Source organism: Halovenus anhuiensis (assembly GCF_037080055.1).
Taxonomy (GTDB): domain Archaea; phylum Halobacteriota; class Halobacteria; order Halobacteriales; family Haloarculaceae; genus Halovenus.
Genome location: NZ_JBAOJI010000008.1, coordinates 57,667 through 72,394, shown reverse-complemented (window position 1 = coordinate 72,394; position 14,728 = coordinate 57,667). Strand labels below are relative to the sequence as shown.

General features: G+C 64.3%; 16 protein-coding genes. 2 read left to right on the top strand and 14 right to left on the bottom strand.

Going from position 1 to position 14,728, the window contains the following annotated elements:
- Positions 1–34 precede the first annotated feature (34 nt).
- The 5 genes from V8P86_RS16535 to V8P86_RS16515 form a co-directional block, all read right to left on the bottom strand.
- Positions 35–1,546, bottom strand: coding sequence for an MATE family efflux transporter (locus V8P86_RS16535; protein ID WP_336328395.1), 1,512 nt, complete (start codon positions 1,544–1,546; stop codon positions 35–37).
- Positions 1,543–2,181: a TetR/AcrR family transcriptional regulator gene (locus V8P86_RS16530; protein WP_336328394.1), complete on the bottom strand. Its 639-nt coding sequence runs from the start codon at positions 2,179–2,181 to the stop codon at positions 1,543–1,545. Before V8P86_RS16530 ends, V8P86_RS16535 begins: the two co-directional genes overlap by 4 nt.
- A gap of 46 nt (positions 2,182–2,227) precedes the next feature.
- A complete protein-coding gene (locus tag V8P86_RS16525; protein ID WP_336328393.1) occupies positions 2,228–3,502 on the bottom strand; it encodes an MFS transporter in 1,275 nt (424 codons plus the stop codon).
- Between the two features lie 97 nt (positions 3,503–3,599).
- A complete protein-coding gene (locus V8P86_RS16520; protein ID WP_442909420.1) occupies positions 3,600–5,075 on the bottom strand; it encodes an MATE family efflux transporter in 1,476 nt (491 codons plus the stop codon).
- An 82-nt stretch (positions 5,076–5,157) separates the two neighbouring features.
- Entirely contained in the window at positions 5,158–5,376 is a 219-nt protein-coding gene (locus V8P86_RS16515) for a glycine zipper 2TM domain-containing protein (protein ID WP_336328391.1), read from the bottom strand.
- Positions 5,377–5,490: 114 nt separating this feature from the next.
- Between V8P86_RS16515 and V8P86_RS16510 the strand changes: the two genes are divergently transcribed.
- Positions 5,491–6,510 (top strand): zinc metalloprotease, encoded by a 1,020-nt coding sequence (locus tag V8P86_RS16510; protein WP_336328390.1) that lies wholly within the window; start codon positions 5,491–5,493, stop codon positions 6,508–6,510.
- A 14-nt stretch (positions 6,511–6,524) separates the two neighbouring features.
- On the opposite strand, the gene V8P86_RS16505 is transcribed toward V8P86_RS16510, so the two are convergent.
- The 3 genes from V8P86_RS16505 to V8P86_RS16495 all read right to left on the bottom strand — a co-directional run bounded on the left by V8P86_RS16505 (position 6,525) and on the right by V8P86_RS16495 (position 9,659).
- Positions 6,525–6,770 carry a hypothetical protein gene (locus tag V8P86_RS16505; RefSeq protein WP_336328389.1) on the bottom strand — a complete coding sequence of 82 codons (246 nt, stop codon included), beginning with the start codon at positions 6,768–6,770 and terminating at the stop codon, positions 6,525–6,527.
- 47 nt (positions 6,771–6,817) lie between these two features.
- Positions 6,818–8,416 (bottom strand): HVO_2922 family protein, encoded by a 1,599-nt coding sequence (locus tag V8P86_RS16500; protein WP_336328388.1) that lies wholly within the window; start codon positions 8,414–8,416, stop codon positions 6,818–6,820.
- 91 nt (positions 8,417–8,507) lie between these two features.
- Positions 8,508–9,659 carry an NAD-binding protein gene (locus tag V8P86_RS16495; protein ID WP_336328387.1) on the bottom strand — a complete coding sequence of 384 codons (1,152 nt, stop codon included), beginning with the start codon at positions 9,657–9,659 and terminating at the stop codon, positions 8,508–8,510.
- A gap of 99 nt (positions 9,660–9,758) precedes the next feature.
- On the opposite strand from V8P86_RS16495, the gene V8P86_RS16490 reads away from it, so the two are divergent.
- Positions 9,759–10,979 carry a tripartite tricarboxylate transporter permease gene (locus tag V8P86_RS16490; RefSeq protein WP_336328386.1) on the top strand — a complete coding sequence of 407 codons (1,221 nt, stop codon included), beginning with the start codon at positions 9,759–9,761 and terminating at the stop codon, positions 10,977–10,979.
- Here the strand turns inward: V8P86_RS16490 and V8P86_RS16485 are convergent.
- The 6 genes from V8P86_RS16485 to V8P86_RS16460 all read right to left on the bottom strand — a co-directional run bounded on the left by V8P86_RS16485 (position 10,976) and on the right by V8P86_RS16460 (position 14,728).
- Entirely contained in the window at positions 10,976–11,446 is a 471-nt protein-coding gene (locus V8P86_RS16485) for a hypothetical protein (protein ID WP_336328385.1), read from the bottom strand. The genes V8P86_RS16490 and V8P86_RS16485 overlap by 4 nt on opposite strands.
- Positions 11,447–11,507: 61 nt before the next feature.
- The gene (locus V8P86_RS16480) at positions 11,508–12,224 is read right to left on the bottom strand and encodes an urease accessory protein UreF (RefSeq protein WP_336328384.1); all 717 of its coding nucleotides are present in this window, start codon (positions 12,222–12,224) and stop codon (positions 11,508–11,510) included.
- Positions 12,221–12,874 (bottom strand): urease accessory protein UreE, encoded by a 654-nt coding sequence (gene ureE / locus V8P86_RS16475; RefSeq protein ID WP_336328383.1) that lies wholly within the window; start codon positions 12,872–12,874, stop codon positions 12,221–12,223. The genes V8P86_RS16480 and ureE overlap by 4 nt, the downstream gene beginning before the upstream one ends.
- Positions 12,874–13,773, bottom strand: coding sequence for an urease accessory protein UreD (locus tag V8P86_RS16470; protein ID WP_336328382.1), 900 nt, complete (start codon positions 13,771–13,773; stop codon positions 12,874–12,876). The genes ureE and V8P86_RS16470 overlap by 1 nt, the downstream gene beginning before the upstream one ends.
- On the bottom strand, positions 13,770–14,396 hold the full coding sequence (ureG, locus tag V8P86_RS16465) for an urease accessory protein UreG (RefSeq protein WP_336328381.1): 627 nt from the start codon (positions 14,394–14,396) through the stop codon (positions 13,770–13,772). Before ureG ends, V8P86_RS16470 begins: the two co-directional genes overlap by 4 nt.
- Complete coding sequence (locus tag V8P86_RS16460; protein ID WP_442909418.1) at positions 14,393–14,728, bottom strand: urease subunit gamma; 336 nt, start codon at positions 14,726–14,728, stop codon at positions 14,393–14,395. Before V8P86_RS16460 ends, ureG begins: the two co-directional genes overlap by 4 nt.

The following is a 14,728-nucleotide window of genomic DNA, read 5'->3' as shown; positions in this document are numbered from 1 at the left end:
GCCCAACTTTCTCGTTCTCGATTCCCCGCGAGCGCTAGTCGTCCGCGGGAGCGGCGTCGGGCCGGTACTCCTCGCTGATGGACTTCCACTTGTCGGTGCGAAAGCGCCAGTAGTTGATCGCTGCCGGCACCGCTGTCTCGGCGATGAAGGCGAGATACAGCCCCCACAGTCCGATCGCCGGGATCGATACTGCTGGCGTACTCACACCGAGCAGCGGCAACGAGATGGCTCCGATCGAGAGTCCGGCAGCCCCGAGATACGCCAGCGGAATCGAGACGCAGAACATCCCGAGGAACTGGCTGAGGAAGGTGATCCGCGTATCACCGCTGGCGTCCAGCGGTCCGGCAGAGGCACCTGCTACACCCTGGAAAATAATCGCAAAACTCGCCGCGTAGACGAGATTCGTCGCGATGGGTATCTCGGGGCTGGTCGGGTCACTGGCGAACAGGACGACGATCTGTCCGGCAAACAGCGCCACGAGAATCGCCGAGACTGCGTAGGTCGCCACCGAGAAGCGGATGATATCCTTCCCGTAGGACTTCGCCTCGCGTTCGTCGTTTTGGCCGAGTGCCTGGCCGACGAGACTGGAAGAAGCCAGCCCGAAACCCCATCCGGGAGCGTTCATCACGCCCCAGATCCGCCGGGCGATGACCCACGCGGCGACCGTGTTCTCCCCGAAGATATCGAGAATCCCGAGCATGGGGAACTCGGCGGTCGTCCAGACCAGATTGCGCAGGCCGACCGGCGTGCCGATGGTGATCAGATCCTGGATCATCCCCGGTTCGGCCCATCGACCGACTGCCGAGATCTGTACCGGGAAGGCCCCAATGACCGGCAGCCCTCCGAAGACGAGTCCGAGTGCGAACGCGGCCGTGATGACGACGTTCGAGAGCACGGTTCCGAGCGCAGCGCCGGCGACACCCCAGCCGAATCCGAAGATGAAGACCGCGTTGAGGACGACGTTTGCGACCGCGCCGCTGGCCCGGAGTTGCATCGCCGTGTAGGCGTCGTCAGCGCCGACCAGCGTCCGACTGCCGACGAGGTTCAGCGCGGCGAACGGAATGCCGAGACCGACGATTCGGAGGTAGGTCGTCCCCTGCTCGATTGCGCCCTCGTTGCTTGAGAGCACGGAGATGAGTGTCTCGGGGTAGAGATAGAACACCGCAGAGAGGGGAATCGTCAACAGGACGGCCAGCAGCGTGCTCGACCGGACTGCCCGGCCGAGTTCGTCCCAGGATTCCGCCCCGTAGCGCTGGGAGACCAGCGCGATGGTGCCGCCGGCGACGCCGCCGCCGACGGCGAAAGCCAGTCCCCAGAACGGACTCGCGAACCCGACGCCAGCGACCGCAGTCGTGCCGACGGCGACGCCGACCATCGCCACGTCGACGGCGTTTTTCGACATCCGGGCGATGCCGGTGACGATCCGCGGCCAGGCGAGTTCGGTCGTCTTCACCGCTCTGTCGCGGTCGATCAGTCCGAGTCTAGCTAGTCCGAGCCCTATCCAGAGGATCGTCAGCCGGACGGGGTTGGGGATTCGCGAACTCACTCCTCTCTGTCTAGCTCCGCCAGTACTGCGTCGAGGTCGGGGAGGTCGACCCCCTCCACGAGCATCGGTTCGACAATCTGTGAAAGCGCTTGCTCGACGACTGTCCGCGTGTAGGTCTCGTTCGCGTCACCGAGCGTGATCTGGCGGGTCCGGGCACCGTCGAGTGTCGCCACGAGCAGGGCGGCAGTCCGTTCGGGATCGACCGCCTCGAAGACTCCCTGCTCGATTCCCTCGCTGATGATCTCCGCTGCGGTGTTCCGAAGCGTCTGATCGCTCCGGTCCAACTGATCGCGAATTCGGTCGTTAAACGGCCCCTGCGACCGCATCTCCAGCAGCGCCAGATGAAACTGCTCGCGGCCGGTGTCGTCCGGGGTAAAGACGAACCGGGCGAGAAATTCGACGAGACGTTCGGTCGGCGGTTGCCCCTCTCGACAGGCCATCCGCTCCTGATAATCCGAAATGAGATCGTCAAGAAAAGCGACCAGCAGATCCTCCTTCGTGTCGTAGTGATAGTGCAACAGCGACTTGCTCTTCTCGCTCTCGTCGGCGATGTCCTGCATCGTCAGTTCGGCGTAGCCGTGTTTGCGCAGGGCCTGATCGACTGCGTCTATGATCGCCTCGTCGTCCTCACTCATTGACTGACTAGTCAGTCAGCAACGGGCAAAGGCGTTTCGAGTCCGCTCAGTCACTGGGGTCGGCCGAGCGGTTCGGCGTTCGGACTTCCTCGACCTGTGTGTAGACGAGGACGGTCCCGACGGCCGCCAGTGCCGCGGCCAGCACGAACGGGACGTAGAAGCCGAATCCGACGAGAAAGCCCGACAGCAGTGGGCCGGCCGCGACGCCGAACCCGAAGGCCATCGTCAGCACGGAGAGCGTCGTCCCGGAACTGGTCTCGGTGGCGATGTCGCCGGCCAGCGCCAGCGCCGGGGCGAAGACCATCGCTCCGGCGACACCCTGTGCGAAGCGAGCACCGAACATCAGCCAGGAATCGAGAATCACGCCCTGGACGGCCGTCGTCGGGACGAGCAGTACCATCCCGAGGAGGATGAATCGCTTGCGGCCGTAGAAGTCCGTCGCCCGACCGATCGGTGCCTGCAGGAGAATCTGGGCGAGCACGAAGCCGGCAAACTGGAGGCCAAACATCGTCGATCCCTGATCGAGTCGCGTGTTGACGATGTCACCGAGGGTCGCGAAGACAGCGATCCCGATGGCCATGAAAAACGAGACGACGCCGAGGGTAAACACCGGATCGAGGAGGTGTTCGCCGGTCTGGTCGAACACCGCAATCGAGGTCGATTCCTCGTCGGGGTCAGCCGGATCGATATCGGGGTCGTCGATCAGCACGGTTACGAGGACAAAGGCGACCGTCGCGGTAAAGGCCGCAAAGTAGAAGGCGGCGTCGAAGCCGCTGAGTTGTGCGCTGAGTCCCGGCAGTGAGACGTTGTACGGCCCCGCCTCGATGACGGCACCGGCGGCGATTGGTCCGACGCCGAACCCGACCAGTCGGAAGGTGTTGTAGGTTCCCATATTCCCGCCGCGGTTGTCCTCCGCCGCGAGGTCGTTGACCAGTGCGACTGTCGTCGGGATGATGAACGCACCGGCGATCCCCTGCAGTGTCCGCAGGATGATCAGATGCCAGTAGGACGTGACAAAGGAGTAGGCGAAACTGGCTCCCGCAAGCACCGTCAGCCCGAACAGCACGAAGATTTTCCGGCGGCCGGTCTGATCCGAGAGGCGGCCGGTAAACGGCTGGAGTGGGCTGTTCACGAGTCCGAACAGCGCGAGCACGACGCCAGTGATCGCAACTTCGGTCAACCCGAACGTGCCGCCGCCGACGAAATCGCTCGCGATAAAAAGCGGCAGGACGACGATCAGAAAGGAGTTGCCGACCGACTCGGACATTCGCGCTAGCGCCAAGGCGATCACCTGCGGGTTCACGCCAAACAGCGTCTTCATCGAGTCTGCAACACCTCTGTCCGCTTCATACCCTAAAATAGTGTGTCGAGCCCTTAGACAGTTCTGATTGACTGGTCAGTCAGTCGCTTTCAGTTCCTCAGTCGTCTTCTTCTGGGGCCGGGCCGGTTTCGACCCCGCTCTCGTCGCGGTCCTCACCCGTCCCAACAGGCTCGTCCCCGATCTCGACGCCCGGTTCCGACTCCTCGATGACACCCTCGGTCCATCGACCCAGCCGGAACCAGAAGACGGCACCGAGGAAGGTCAAAAAAGCCCCGACGGAGAAGGCAACCCAGATTCCCTGGACACCGATGCCCAGCCCGCTGATTCTGACTGTGGTCCCCGGCACGGCGACCGTCGAGAACGCCAGCGCGATGGCGACGGGGATTCGGAACACCCACCGGGCGAGAAAGGACAGTCCCATCGCAACCTTCGTCTGGCCGGCCCCGCGGAATCCACCCTGGATCACCATCGTCCCGCCGAAGAATGCCCAGAAGGGCGCGACGATATAGAGGAAGGTTCTCCCTTCGGCGATCACCGCGGGATCGCTGACGAAGATTCCCATCATGATCTCGGGAATCAGTATACAGAGTCCGCCCGCCGCGAACAGCAACGCCATCGTCCCGCCGGCCCCGACCCACGTCACCCGTGCCGCCCTGTCGGGCGTCTCCGCGCCGAGATTCTGGCCGACGCCAGTCGCCACTGCTTGTCCGACAGCGCCCGCGACCGACCACGAGACAGACATCAACCGGATGCCGATCCCGTAGGCCGCGATCGCGGCCGTCCCGAACGGCGTGACGAAGGCGGCCATCGTCACGGCGGCGAAACTCCGCGCCCAGCCGTCGATGGTCGCTGGATAGCCGACGTCCAGCAGTTTCTGCAACAGGGTTGGATCGGGGACCAGATCACGGATCCGCAGGCGGACGCCGAACCCGCCGCGCAGGAGAATCGCGACGCCAGTCCCCGTCGCGAGCGCCCGGGAGATGAACGTCGCCCACGCTGCGCCACGGGTCCCCATCGCCGGCACAGGCCCCCAGCCGAGAATGAATACCGGATCGATGACCACGTTCAGTCCGGCGGAGATGACGACCAGCCACATCGCGGTCTTCGTGTCGCCAGCCCCCTGCAGGGAAGCCCGAAACGCGAAAAAGAGGAAGGTCAGCGGCAGCGCAAAGAAGATGACTTCGATGTACGCCAGTGATTCGGTGAAAACGGCACCCTCCGCGCCGATCAGCGTCAGCAGTTCTCGCCGGAACGTCCAGCCGAGCACCGCCAGCGCGAGCGACACCACGAGCGTCAGCAGAATCGACTGTGCCACGACGCGGTCGGCCATCCGGTCGTCGCCCGCGCCGACGTACTGCGAGACGAGTGCAATCGTCGCCGCCGTGACGCCCATCGCAGTCGAGACAAAGAGCCACGTGAGCGGGAACATCAACGAGACTGCCGCGACGGCGTCGGAACTGACCCGGCCAACCCAGAACATATCCGCCAGATTGTAGACCGTCTGGAGGAGATTCCCCAGCACGAGCGGCCAGGCCAGATAGAGCATCTTCGGGGCAATCGCCCCGCTGGTCATGTCGACGCGTTTCCGCTCAGTCTCTGGCACTCCCTGTGCTTAGCGGCCCGATAGCATCAAAGCGACGCTCCCGGCGACGGCCTCACTCTCCGTCCTCACTGTTTCCGCGTACCTCCTCGACCCACCCGCCGGCGGAGAACCGTTTTTCTGCGACGACGGCCCCGACCAGTGCGCCCGTTGCACCACCCGTACTCGCCGGACTCCGACCGAACAGTCCCCCGAGTGCCGCGCCAACTGCAGCGCCAACTGCCGCGTACCGTGCTCGCAATAACGCTCGTTTGAGTCTGGATCTCGTATTCATCGTACTGATAGCTCTCCCGGAATTGATATAAAAATGGTTGCCATGGTCGCGCTCCTCGTCTCCCGCAGGCTCCGGAACCACAATACTCTCTGTAGTCGATTGCTAACGGAGGGTATGCGACGCCGGCAGGTACTCTCGGCAGGCACGGCGGGCATCGGAGCGGCACTGACTGGCTGTCTCGGTCTCGCCGCTCCAGGGAAGGAGCATCCGCTCGCCGGTGGCACACAGATCGTCCGCGTCGATGTCGAAAGCGAGAGTCCTCACGACCTCACCGAACTCACGGCGGCAGCGCTGTCGTTCTGGGAGACCAACAGCGCGGAGTTCGCCGGCTTCGATGTCGACTTCGAGATTATCGAGACCGGCGATCCGGACGTGATCGTCGCCTACCGCGACAGCCCGGTCGGCTGTGAGAACGTCCCCCGGTACAGTGACCAGGTTCTCGGCTGTGCGCCCGTGCTGCAGACCGGCTACACCGTCGAGCGTCCCATCGTCGGCCGCGTCGTCGCCGCCGCGCGGCCACCCGGTGCGATCCGTGTCACAACACAACACGAACTCGGGCACATGCTCGGGTTGAATCACGACGACGACCCGGCGTTCGTGATGTCGAACCGCCCGGAAGACCGGATCCCGGAGTACGCCAGCCGGATCGATATCTGGGAGACGGTCCGCAGCGTCCACGAGCGGGCCGGAGCGATCACGCCGGTGCTCAATCACGGCATCGAACTGTACAACGCCGGCGAAGACGAGGCCGCTGCGCTGGCGCTGGACGGCGCTGCGGCGGATCTGGACACACTCGTCGACAGCGTCGACGATGTATCGGCCGATATCGACGCACTCGAAGCGAACGTCGACGTGGAAACTGTCGCATTCGTCGACCTCCGAGCACTACTCGGTCGTCTCCGAAGCCGACTCGTCGCCGCAGAGGGACTGGCGACGGCACTGACAGCCAGCGCGCGTGCCGAGGGCGACGAGCGCCGGGCAGAGCTTCAAACCGCCATCGAACGCTCGGAAGAGTTCAACGCCACTTCCGTCATTCAACTCCGGGATATCGCCGTCGCACTCGGACTGGTCCGTGGCGTCGAGGAAGACGATCCGGTCATCGGCATCGATCCGGAGCCGCCGGAATCGCCGTAAGAGGAGAAGGCAGTCTATCCTCGGTAGCGGAAGGAGACAACCGTGTTGATCTGGCCACTCGCGGTCGATTCGGTCGTCACGTTGAATCCCAGTACGTCCGCTTCGTCGAGTGTGTCGTAGGTGAGTTCGCGGAGCCGTTCGCCGCTGGCCTCCGGGTCGCGGATCGAGACTCGGAGCTTATCTCGGTTCGCAGTCACGTCGTCGACTTCGTAGCCCTCGCTCTCGAAGGCTTCCTGCAGTGTCGTCTTGACTTGTTCCATACCTCCCCTTGGTCGGTGGGATATAAAAAACACGACGACCGCGGGGGTTACTCCGCGGCGGTCACGTCGGCGTTCGGTGCGTTTCGCTTGACGCTGTTGATCCCGTCTTCGGCACCGCTTCGACTCGCGTAGCCCTGCCCGCTGTCGGCGAGAATCCGGCCGTTGCGGTGACGGAGTCGCCAGCGCCACTTCTCGGCGGCGTCCTCGTAAATCTCGAAGGCCGCGCTGCCGACATCCAGCACGTGCGCCTCGGGTGCGTACTCGGTCATCCGCCCGACGGCGTCTTCGGCCCCGCTCTCGGAGGCGTAGCCCTCCCCGCCGTCGGCGATGATGTTGCCGTTCTGGTGGGTCAACCGCCAGCGGTACTCGCCGGCGTTGTCCTCGTAAATCTCGAACTCGGCGTTGCCGTCCTCACCGGCGTTTCGCTGGACGCTGTCGATTCCCTGCCGGGCCTTCTGGCGGGAGGCGTAGCCCTGCCCGCTGTCGGCGAGGATGTTGCCGTTTCTGTGCAGCAGTCGCCAGCGGTACTTCCCGCCCTTGTCCTGAAATAGCTCGAAAGCGGCAGGATCGATCCGCAGGTAATCCGCCGACTGGACGTAGCCGCGCACCCGCTCGACACCGTCATCGCGGCTGTCGGCGCTGCTGTAGCCCTGTCCGCTGTCCGCGATGATCTCGCCGTTGTCGTGGCGGAGCCGCCATCGGTGCTCGCCGGCGGAGTCCTCGTAGGTCTCGAAGTCGGCGTCGCTCGATGCGTCCTCGACGAACTCGGGTGCCTCTTCGCCCTCGACAGCGTCGTCGACCTCCTCGACTTCGACCTCTTCTTCGAGTTCGTCCAGATCGACCACCGAGGCGCCGAAGGCGTCACGGCGGACGGCGCTCAGCCCGCGCTGTGCGCTCTGTCGAGAGGAGTAGCCCTGCGCGCTGTCGGCGATGATGTTGCGGTTCTGGTGGCGGAGCCGCCAGCGGTGTTTGCCGCCGCGGTCGGTGTACAACTCGAATTGCGACTGGCTGGCCTCGATCTGTTCGAGTTCGGCCGCCAACCGCTCGCGTTCGCTCTGCTCGCTGGCTGCCCGCTCGGCTTCCTCACGCGCTCGTTCGGCTTCCGCTTCGGCTTCCCGTGCGCGCTGTTCGGCCTCTTCGATGGCGGCGTCGCGTCCGGCTTCGGCCGTCGCCGCGCGGTCTTCGGCGGCCATCTGCTCCTCGCGCGGACTCGTCAACAGCGGGACGAAGATACTCCCCAGCACGATGCCGAAGATTCCCAGTCCGTAGACGCCGATGATGAGCACTTCGTTGCTCGAAAAGTCTGCACTCCAGTTGCCCGCCTGGAAGGCGAGGAAAAACCAGACAACCCCGGCGAGCGCGACCACTCCACCGAGATACGAGAGGATCGTTGCGCCCCGTTTCAGCGGCAATCTGATGATCGGTCCGATCAACAGCAAGACGAGTCCCAGTGCCGCGACGGCGATACCGACCCCGCGGATCGACTCGCCCGGTTCCTGACTCAGCATGACGAGTGCAATCCCGATGAAGCCAGCGAGCACCCCGATAACGAACACCCAGTAGCCGTATGCTTCATCACCCGTCGACGGTACACCGATCCTGTTCTGGTACGCATCGACCAGCGGATTGTTGTCACTCGTTCCCATGAGAACTCCATCCACCGGAGTTGACATTAATATTTCTCGAAAAGCATATATAATCGTTGTAGATTCGAATGATCAACGACCGGATTCCGGGTTACTCGAACTGCTTGATAAGATCGTCGGCACCGCTGCCCCGGAGTGCGGATTGGCCGAGCAACTGCCCGCCGATCATGGCGGGGCTGAGGACCGTGTCGGCGCCGGCCCGACGGAGTTTCTGGATGTTCTCGCGGGCAGTCGCGGCGGCGATGATCCGCGTGTCAGGGCTGAGTTCCCGGGCGGTCAGAATCGCGAAGGCGTCTTCGGCGTCGTGTTCGGTGGCAGCGATCACCGCGCGTGCCTCGCCGATGTTAGCGTCGTGCAGCGGTTGTTCGTCGCTGGGATTGCCGCTGATGACGTTGATATTTCGGTTGCGGTATCGAGTCACCATTTCGGCGTTGGGAGTGACGATGACGAACTCCTCGTCACCTAGTTCTTCGATTAACGGTTCCGTGAGGTCGCCGTGGCCGAGAATCACGATGTGATTCTCCAGCAGGTCGTACTCTGTCTCTGTCATGGTTCCGAGTGCGTGTGCGAACCGCGCTTCGATTGCCGGCCCGAGCACCGATCCCAGCGCCACCGCGAAACTCGCCGTCCCGAGGACGACCACCGACAGCGAAAATACGCGGGCCTCTTGGCTGAGCGGCGTCACGTCGCCGTAGCCGACCGTACTCGCAGTGACAACCGTATAATAAAACGCGTCGAGTACCGAGTTGACTTGGCCGAACTCCTCGCGGAGCGCGTAGGTGCCGACGGTACCGTATCCGAGCGTCCCGGTCAGTGCGATCAGCGCTGCGATCTGCGTGTTCGACAGCGACGCCGGCCGGTCGAACCGGCGGTAGTTGTACGCAAGCGCCGGCATCGACAGCAGCGACAGCACGACCAGCGGCAGCGAGTACGCCGTCGCCTGGATCAGGCCGTGGGCCGCGGTGACCGGCAACAGAAGCATCGTCGCGTACCAGCCAGCCCTGTGTCGATGTCGCAACGACCACGCGCTCAGAAGCAGCAGAAATCCGGTCACTGCTCCGGTAAAGCCCGCGGCCTCCTGCACAACCTCCGGCACGTACGGCGTCAGCGGGCCGCCGATAGTTACGCCGACGGCGATGTTCGTCAGTCCGGTTGCGAGCGAGAGCAGCGCCACGAGCAGGGGCGCAAGAATCGCCGCTCGCAGCCCGTAGATCTGGCTCGTCGATCGCTCCGACCGTCCCATATCTCTCCAGTAACGAGGCGAGCAGTAAACCTTACCGTCTCGATTCGGTCGGTTTGCTGACCCGTCACTTTAAATCAGAACACGGGACCAACCCCCGCAATGGTCGAGTTCGTGGTCGGACCGTCGCGGACGCTCCCGATTCTCGGCTGGCTGTTTGCCGGCGTCGTCCTCGGGACGCTCAGCGGACTCACACCCGGCCTCCACGCCAACAACTTCGCACTCCTGCTCGCGGGCTTCGCGCCGTCGATTCCGGCCCCGCCACTTTTCGTCGGTGTCGCCATGCTCGCCGCCGGTGTCGTTCACACCTTTCTCGACATCGTCCCAGCGCTGGCCCTCGGCGTCCCGGACCCGGCGATGGCTCCGACCGCCCTCCCCGGCCACCGTCTCGTCTTGCAGGGCCGCGGCCGCGAAGCGCTCCGCATCTCCGCGGTCGGGAGTCTGCTTGCCGTTGGGTTCGCCATCCCGCTTGCCGTTCCGATCACACTCGGGATGGGGCGAGTATACCCGTACGTCATCGAGAACCTCACCCTGGTGCTCGGCGGAATCTGTGTCCTGCTCGTCGTGACTGAACGGATGATGCGGGCCCGCCTCGGTGCGCTCCTCACGGTGAGTGCGAGCGGGGCGCTCGGTGTTTTCACGCTGGACATCCCCGCGACTGGGGTCCTTCCGGCCGGCAATATGCTCGCGCCGCTGTTCGCCGGTCTCTTCGGTGCGCCGATCCTGATCGAAGCGTTCGGGGGTTCGGGGGTCCCGGAACAGGACGACCCACGGCTCACGATTTCCCGGACGTTTCTGCTCACTGTTGGGCTGCTCGGAACGCTGTCCGGTGCTATCGTCGGCTACTTGCCCGGCATTTCCAGTGCAATCGCCGCGGCTGGCGCACTCGTCGTGCTGCCCTATTACGGCCCGCGAGCGTTCGTCGTCGCCTCTAGCGGTGTCAGCACAGCGAATACTGTCTTCGCACTCTTTGCGCTCGTCTCGCTCGGTCACCCGCGGACGGGCGTACTCGTCGCGCTCGACCAGACTCAGGTCCCACACGATCTGCCGGTATTGCTCAGTACGGTCGCCATCGCCGCCGCAATCGGGTTCATTCTCGTCCTCGCACTCGGTGACCGGTATCTCGCCGTCGTCGGGTCGCTCGATAACGCCGTCCTCTCTATCGCCGTGCTCGGACTGCTCTGTGTGCTCGTCTTCGCGTTCACCGGTCCCGTCGGTGTGGGCGTCTTCGCAGTGAGCACGCTCGTCGGCCTCCTGCCGGCGCGGTTCGGCGCACGGCGGATGACCTGTATGGGGGTGTTGCTCGTCCCGCTGGCACTCTAACTCTCGACGACGTCGGTGAAGCTCTCCCCGACGCGGAAGACGATGGGTTCGTCGGCGTCCTGCAGTCCAAGCCCCACCAACAGCATCTCCTCGTCGGGGTCGTCGACCGTGACCGTCGCTGACCCGTTCGATTCGCCGTCGATCGACGTTTTGAGGCTGATTTCGGTGGTGTACGATCCGGCTCCGTCCCAAATGTCCGCGTAGGGCCTGATGTTGCCGTTGTCGCCGTTGTCGGTGTCGTCGGCACCGCTGAGCGTGAACTCTCTGTCGAGGATCGTCTCCTCGCTGGCAGTCACGAGGATCGTTCCGGAAACTTCGCTGTCGGTATCGTTGAGAACGTTCACGTCTTCGAGGAACTGGTCGGCGACCTGATTGAGAACTCCGGCACAGCCAGTAAGCGCCGTCGTCGCCGCGAGGGCGCTGGCTCCGAGCACTCGCCGCCGTGAGAGGTGATCGGTCAGCCGCATACCAGTTGTTCGCAGGCGGTTCGGGTAAAACCCGAGTCGGATTCTCCGCGGGAGAAACGAATCAACTCATAAACAGGCGACGGTCGGCGCGTTCGTGGTGCATGCCCATGATCTCCGCGAGCGGGCCGAAGGAGGACAGCGCCGCCAACTCCGCGTCGGCGTACTCCGCGCAGACGGCCTCGATGACCGGCAGTAACTCCGAAAGTTGGCGCTGAATCGCCGTGTGGCCGAACGCGCCGAGTCGCTGGGCCGCCCCCAACAGTTCGGTGCTGAACGCGTAGGCGTCGAGCAGACAGGCATCTCGACGCGTGATCCCCGACCGCTGGGTCACGACGCCGAGCACGACGGGATACATGCCCGATGTCTCGTCCTCGGCCACCGACTCCGCATAGTCGAGTGCAGCCGTCGCCGTCCCGTCGTCGCCATCGAGCAGTCCCTCGTCGGTCTCCAGCAGCAGGTCGAGCAACTGCGAGCCTGCCTTCGCCGAACTCTCGCGGAACTCCGCCGGCAGCGTGGCGGCCTGCAACCGCTCGTCGATGGTACAGAGTCGGTCGTGATCTCCCGAGGCTGTCGCCGCGTGGGCGTTGCCGAGCGCGACCAGATCCGCCGGCCCGACCATCCGTTCGAGATACGAACCGATCAGGTCGCCGAGTTCCTCGGCGGTCTCGATCCGACCTTCGTTGACGTATTGTTCGATCCCGTACGAGGCGGTATACGTCCCGACCGGCAGAAACGAGTCTGCCAGCCGCATCGCCATCAGGAGTGAGCGGTCGCTCATGCCTCGTCACCTGCGTCTGTCGCATCTCGGTAATCCACGTGGCTGGCAGTATGGTCGTGGCCGCCGTGCGTATGCCCGTCGCCGCGGCTGTGGTCGTGTCCAGCGTCGCCGTGGCTGTGCCCGTGCCCAGCATCGCCGTGGTTGTGGTCGACGCCCTCGGCGCTGGCGTCGTCGATCCAGATGGCGGGATCGACTTCTTCGTACTCGATGATCGTATCCTCGGGGAGACTCTCGGCCAGCACATCCTCGATGATGTGAGGGTCTGCCTCCACGGGGACGTAGATCGACCCCGCCTGGATCGCCAGATCCCAGTGCTGATTCCCGATCCGGTGGCCGAGTTCGGCCGCACTCTCGACGCCCGCTGGCGTCGCATGGGGGAGATCGATCACCGCCGCATCACGACGCTCAAACTCGACGACGATTGCCCGCTCGTCGTCGATCGCAAGCACGTCACCGGCCCGCAGCGGGTCGTCCAGCACGACGCCGAGATCGGTCCCGTTGTCGGTCTCGACCCGCAGGCGAGAACGCTTGCGGTTTCCGGCCTCGATACGGACGACTTCGAGCGTCCCGGCCTGTTCGTGTCTGTCGACTCGTTCTCCGAGGTCGGAATCAGTATACCGATTTCCGACAGTGCCGTCAATTTGCTCCATCAGTACCACCGATCCGCTGGAAGTTCACTGTCGAGTGTCTCCCGTCGCAGCACTCCCCAGGCTTCTCTGATCGTTCCTTCGACGGCATCTGTTCCGTGGCCCAGCACACGAACCGAGAGGCCGGCCCCGTCGGCCAACTCCGAGACGCCCGCAGTCGTCTCCTCGCCGCTTTCGACCGCGTCGTGCACTGTTTCGGCCAGCGCGCCGGTGTCTACCGCAGGAGCGAAGGCGTACAGCGTTCCGAGTGAACTGAACTCACCCATCGCCGCCGAATCATTCGGCCGACCGTCTGTTGGCTGGAGATCCACGGTATCGAGACAGACGAGATCGCCGTCACAGCGAGCCTCGACCCGGCTCAGGTAGTGATCGAACTCGAAGGGGTCGTGTGCTGTCAGTCCGTCCGGTGAGAGCACGTCCGTCACGAGCACCACTGACTCGGGGTCCAGGTCGACGGTGATCGTCTGGAGACAGCGCGCCCGCTCGTTGAGAATCGTCGCGCCGGGGAAGTACTCCAGATGGGCGTTCTCCTCGGCAGTCAGCGAAGCCGAGAGATGCGCGTAGTTGGCGTCCATGCTGTGGACTTTCGTCGCGCTCTGAGTCGTCACGTGGCCGCGAGCGTGCTCGCGGGCGTGGACCTCCATCGAGTGCCGGTCGCCCTGTGCGACGCCGCCGGTCGGCTCCTGCAGACAGAGCGTCGTCATCCCCGGCGCGGGGTCGATGTCGAGGGTGCCGGCCAGGTGGTAGGGCACTCTCGTCAGTTCTTCGAGCAGGCGCGTCTCACCGCCGGGTTCCCGTGCCAGCGTCGCCTCGAAGACGCCGTCTTTCCCGTGGCCGAAGGCGGGTGCCTGCTGGAGAGACTGCTCTCCGTACGCCGCGAACGACGGGGGAATCGAACTCATGGCGACTGCGCTGCGAACAGCACGCTCTCTTCGATGTACTTGGCGACCGGTTCGACGCCGTCGCCGGCTTTGCAGTCGGTGAAGCAGGTCGGATCGTCACCGCGAACCGCCTCGGCGTCCCGCTCCATCACCTCCAGATCCGCGTCGACGTGCGGCGCGAGGTCGGTCTTGTTGATCACCAGCAGATCCGCCTGCGTGACGCCCGGCCCGCGCTTGCGGGGGATGTCGTCGCCCTCCGCGACGCTGATGACGAAGATGAAATAATCCGCCAGCTCGGGATTGAAGGTTGCGGCGAGGTTGTCGCCGCCGCTTTCGAGCAACACCACGTCGAGTTCTGGATACTCGGCAGTCATCTCGTCGATTTCCGCGAGGTTCATCGACGGATCTTCGCGGATACCCGTGTGCGGACAGGCCCCGGTTTCGACGCCGCGGACCAGTTCGGGATCGAGCGTCCCGGCGAAGGACTCACGGAGGTGGTCGGCGTCTTCCTGTGTCATGATGTCGTTGGCGACGACGCCGACCTCGTAGCCCGCCTCGACGAGTTCGGGGACGAGCTTTCGAACAAGTGTCGTTTTCCCGGAGCCGACGGGACCACCGAGGCCGACAGTTGCGACGTTGGTCATTGCTCCACCTGCTCGGCCGAGTCGGCCCGAATTGGGTCGTGGATCGTCACGAGTTTCGTCCCGTCCGGGAAGGTCGGTTCGACCTGGACCATGTCGATCATCTCCGGCACGCCGTCCATCACGTCCTCGCGACTCAGCAGTGTCGTCGCTTCCTGACGAATCTCAGCGACGGACATCCCCTCGCGTGCGCGTTCGCATGCCCAGTCGGAGATATACGCCACCGTCTCGGGGTGGTTGAGTTTCACGCCGCGGTCTTTCCGCCGGCGCGCCAACTCTGCCGCCATGAAGATCGTCAGCCGTTCGCGTTCTTTCGGTGTGTGGTTCATTCCCAT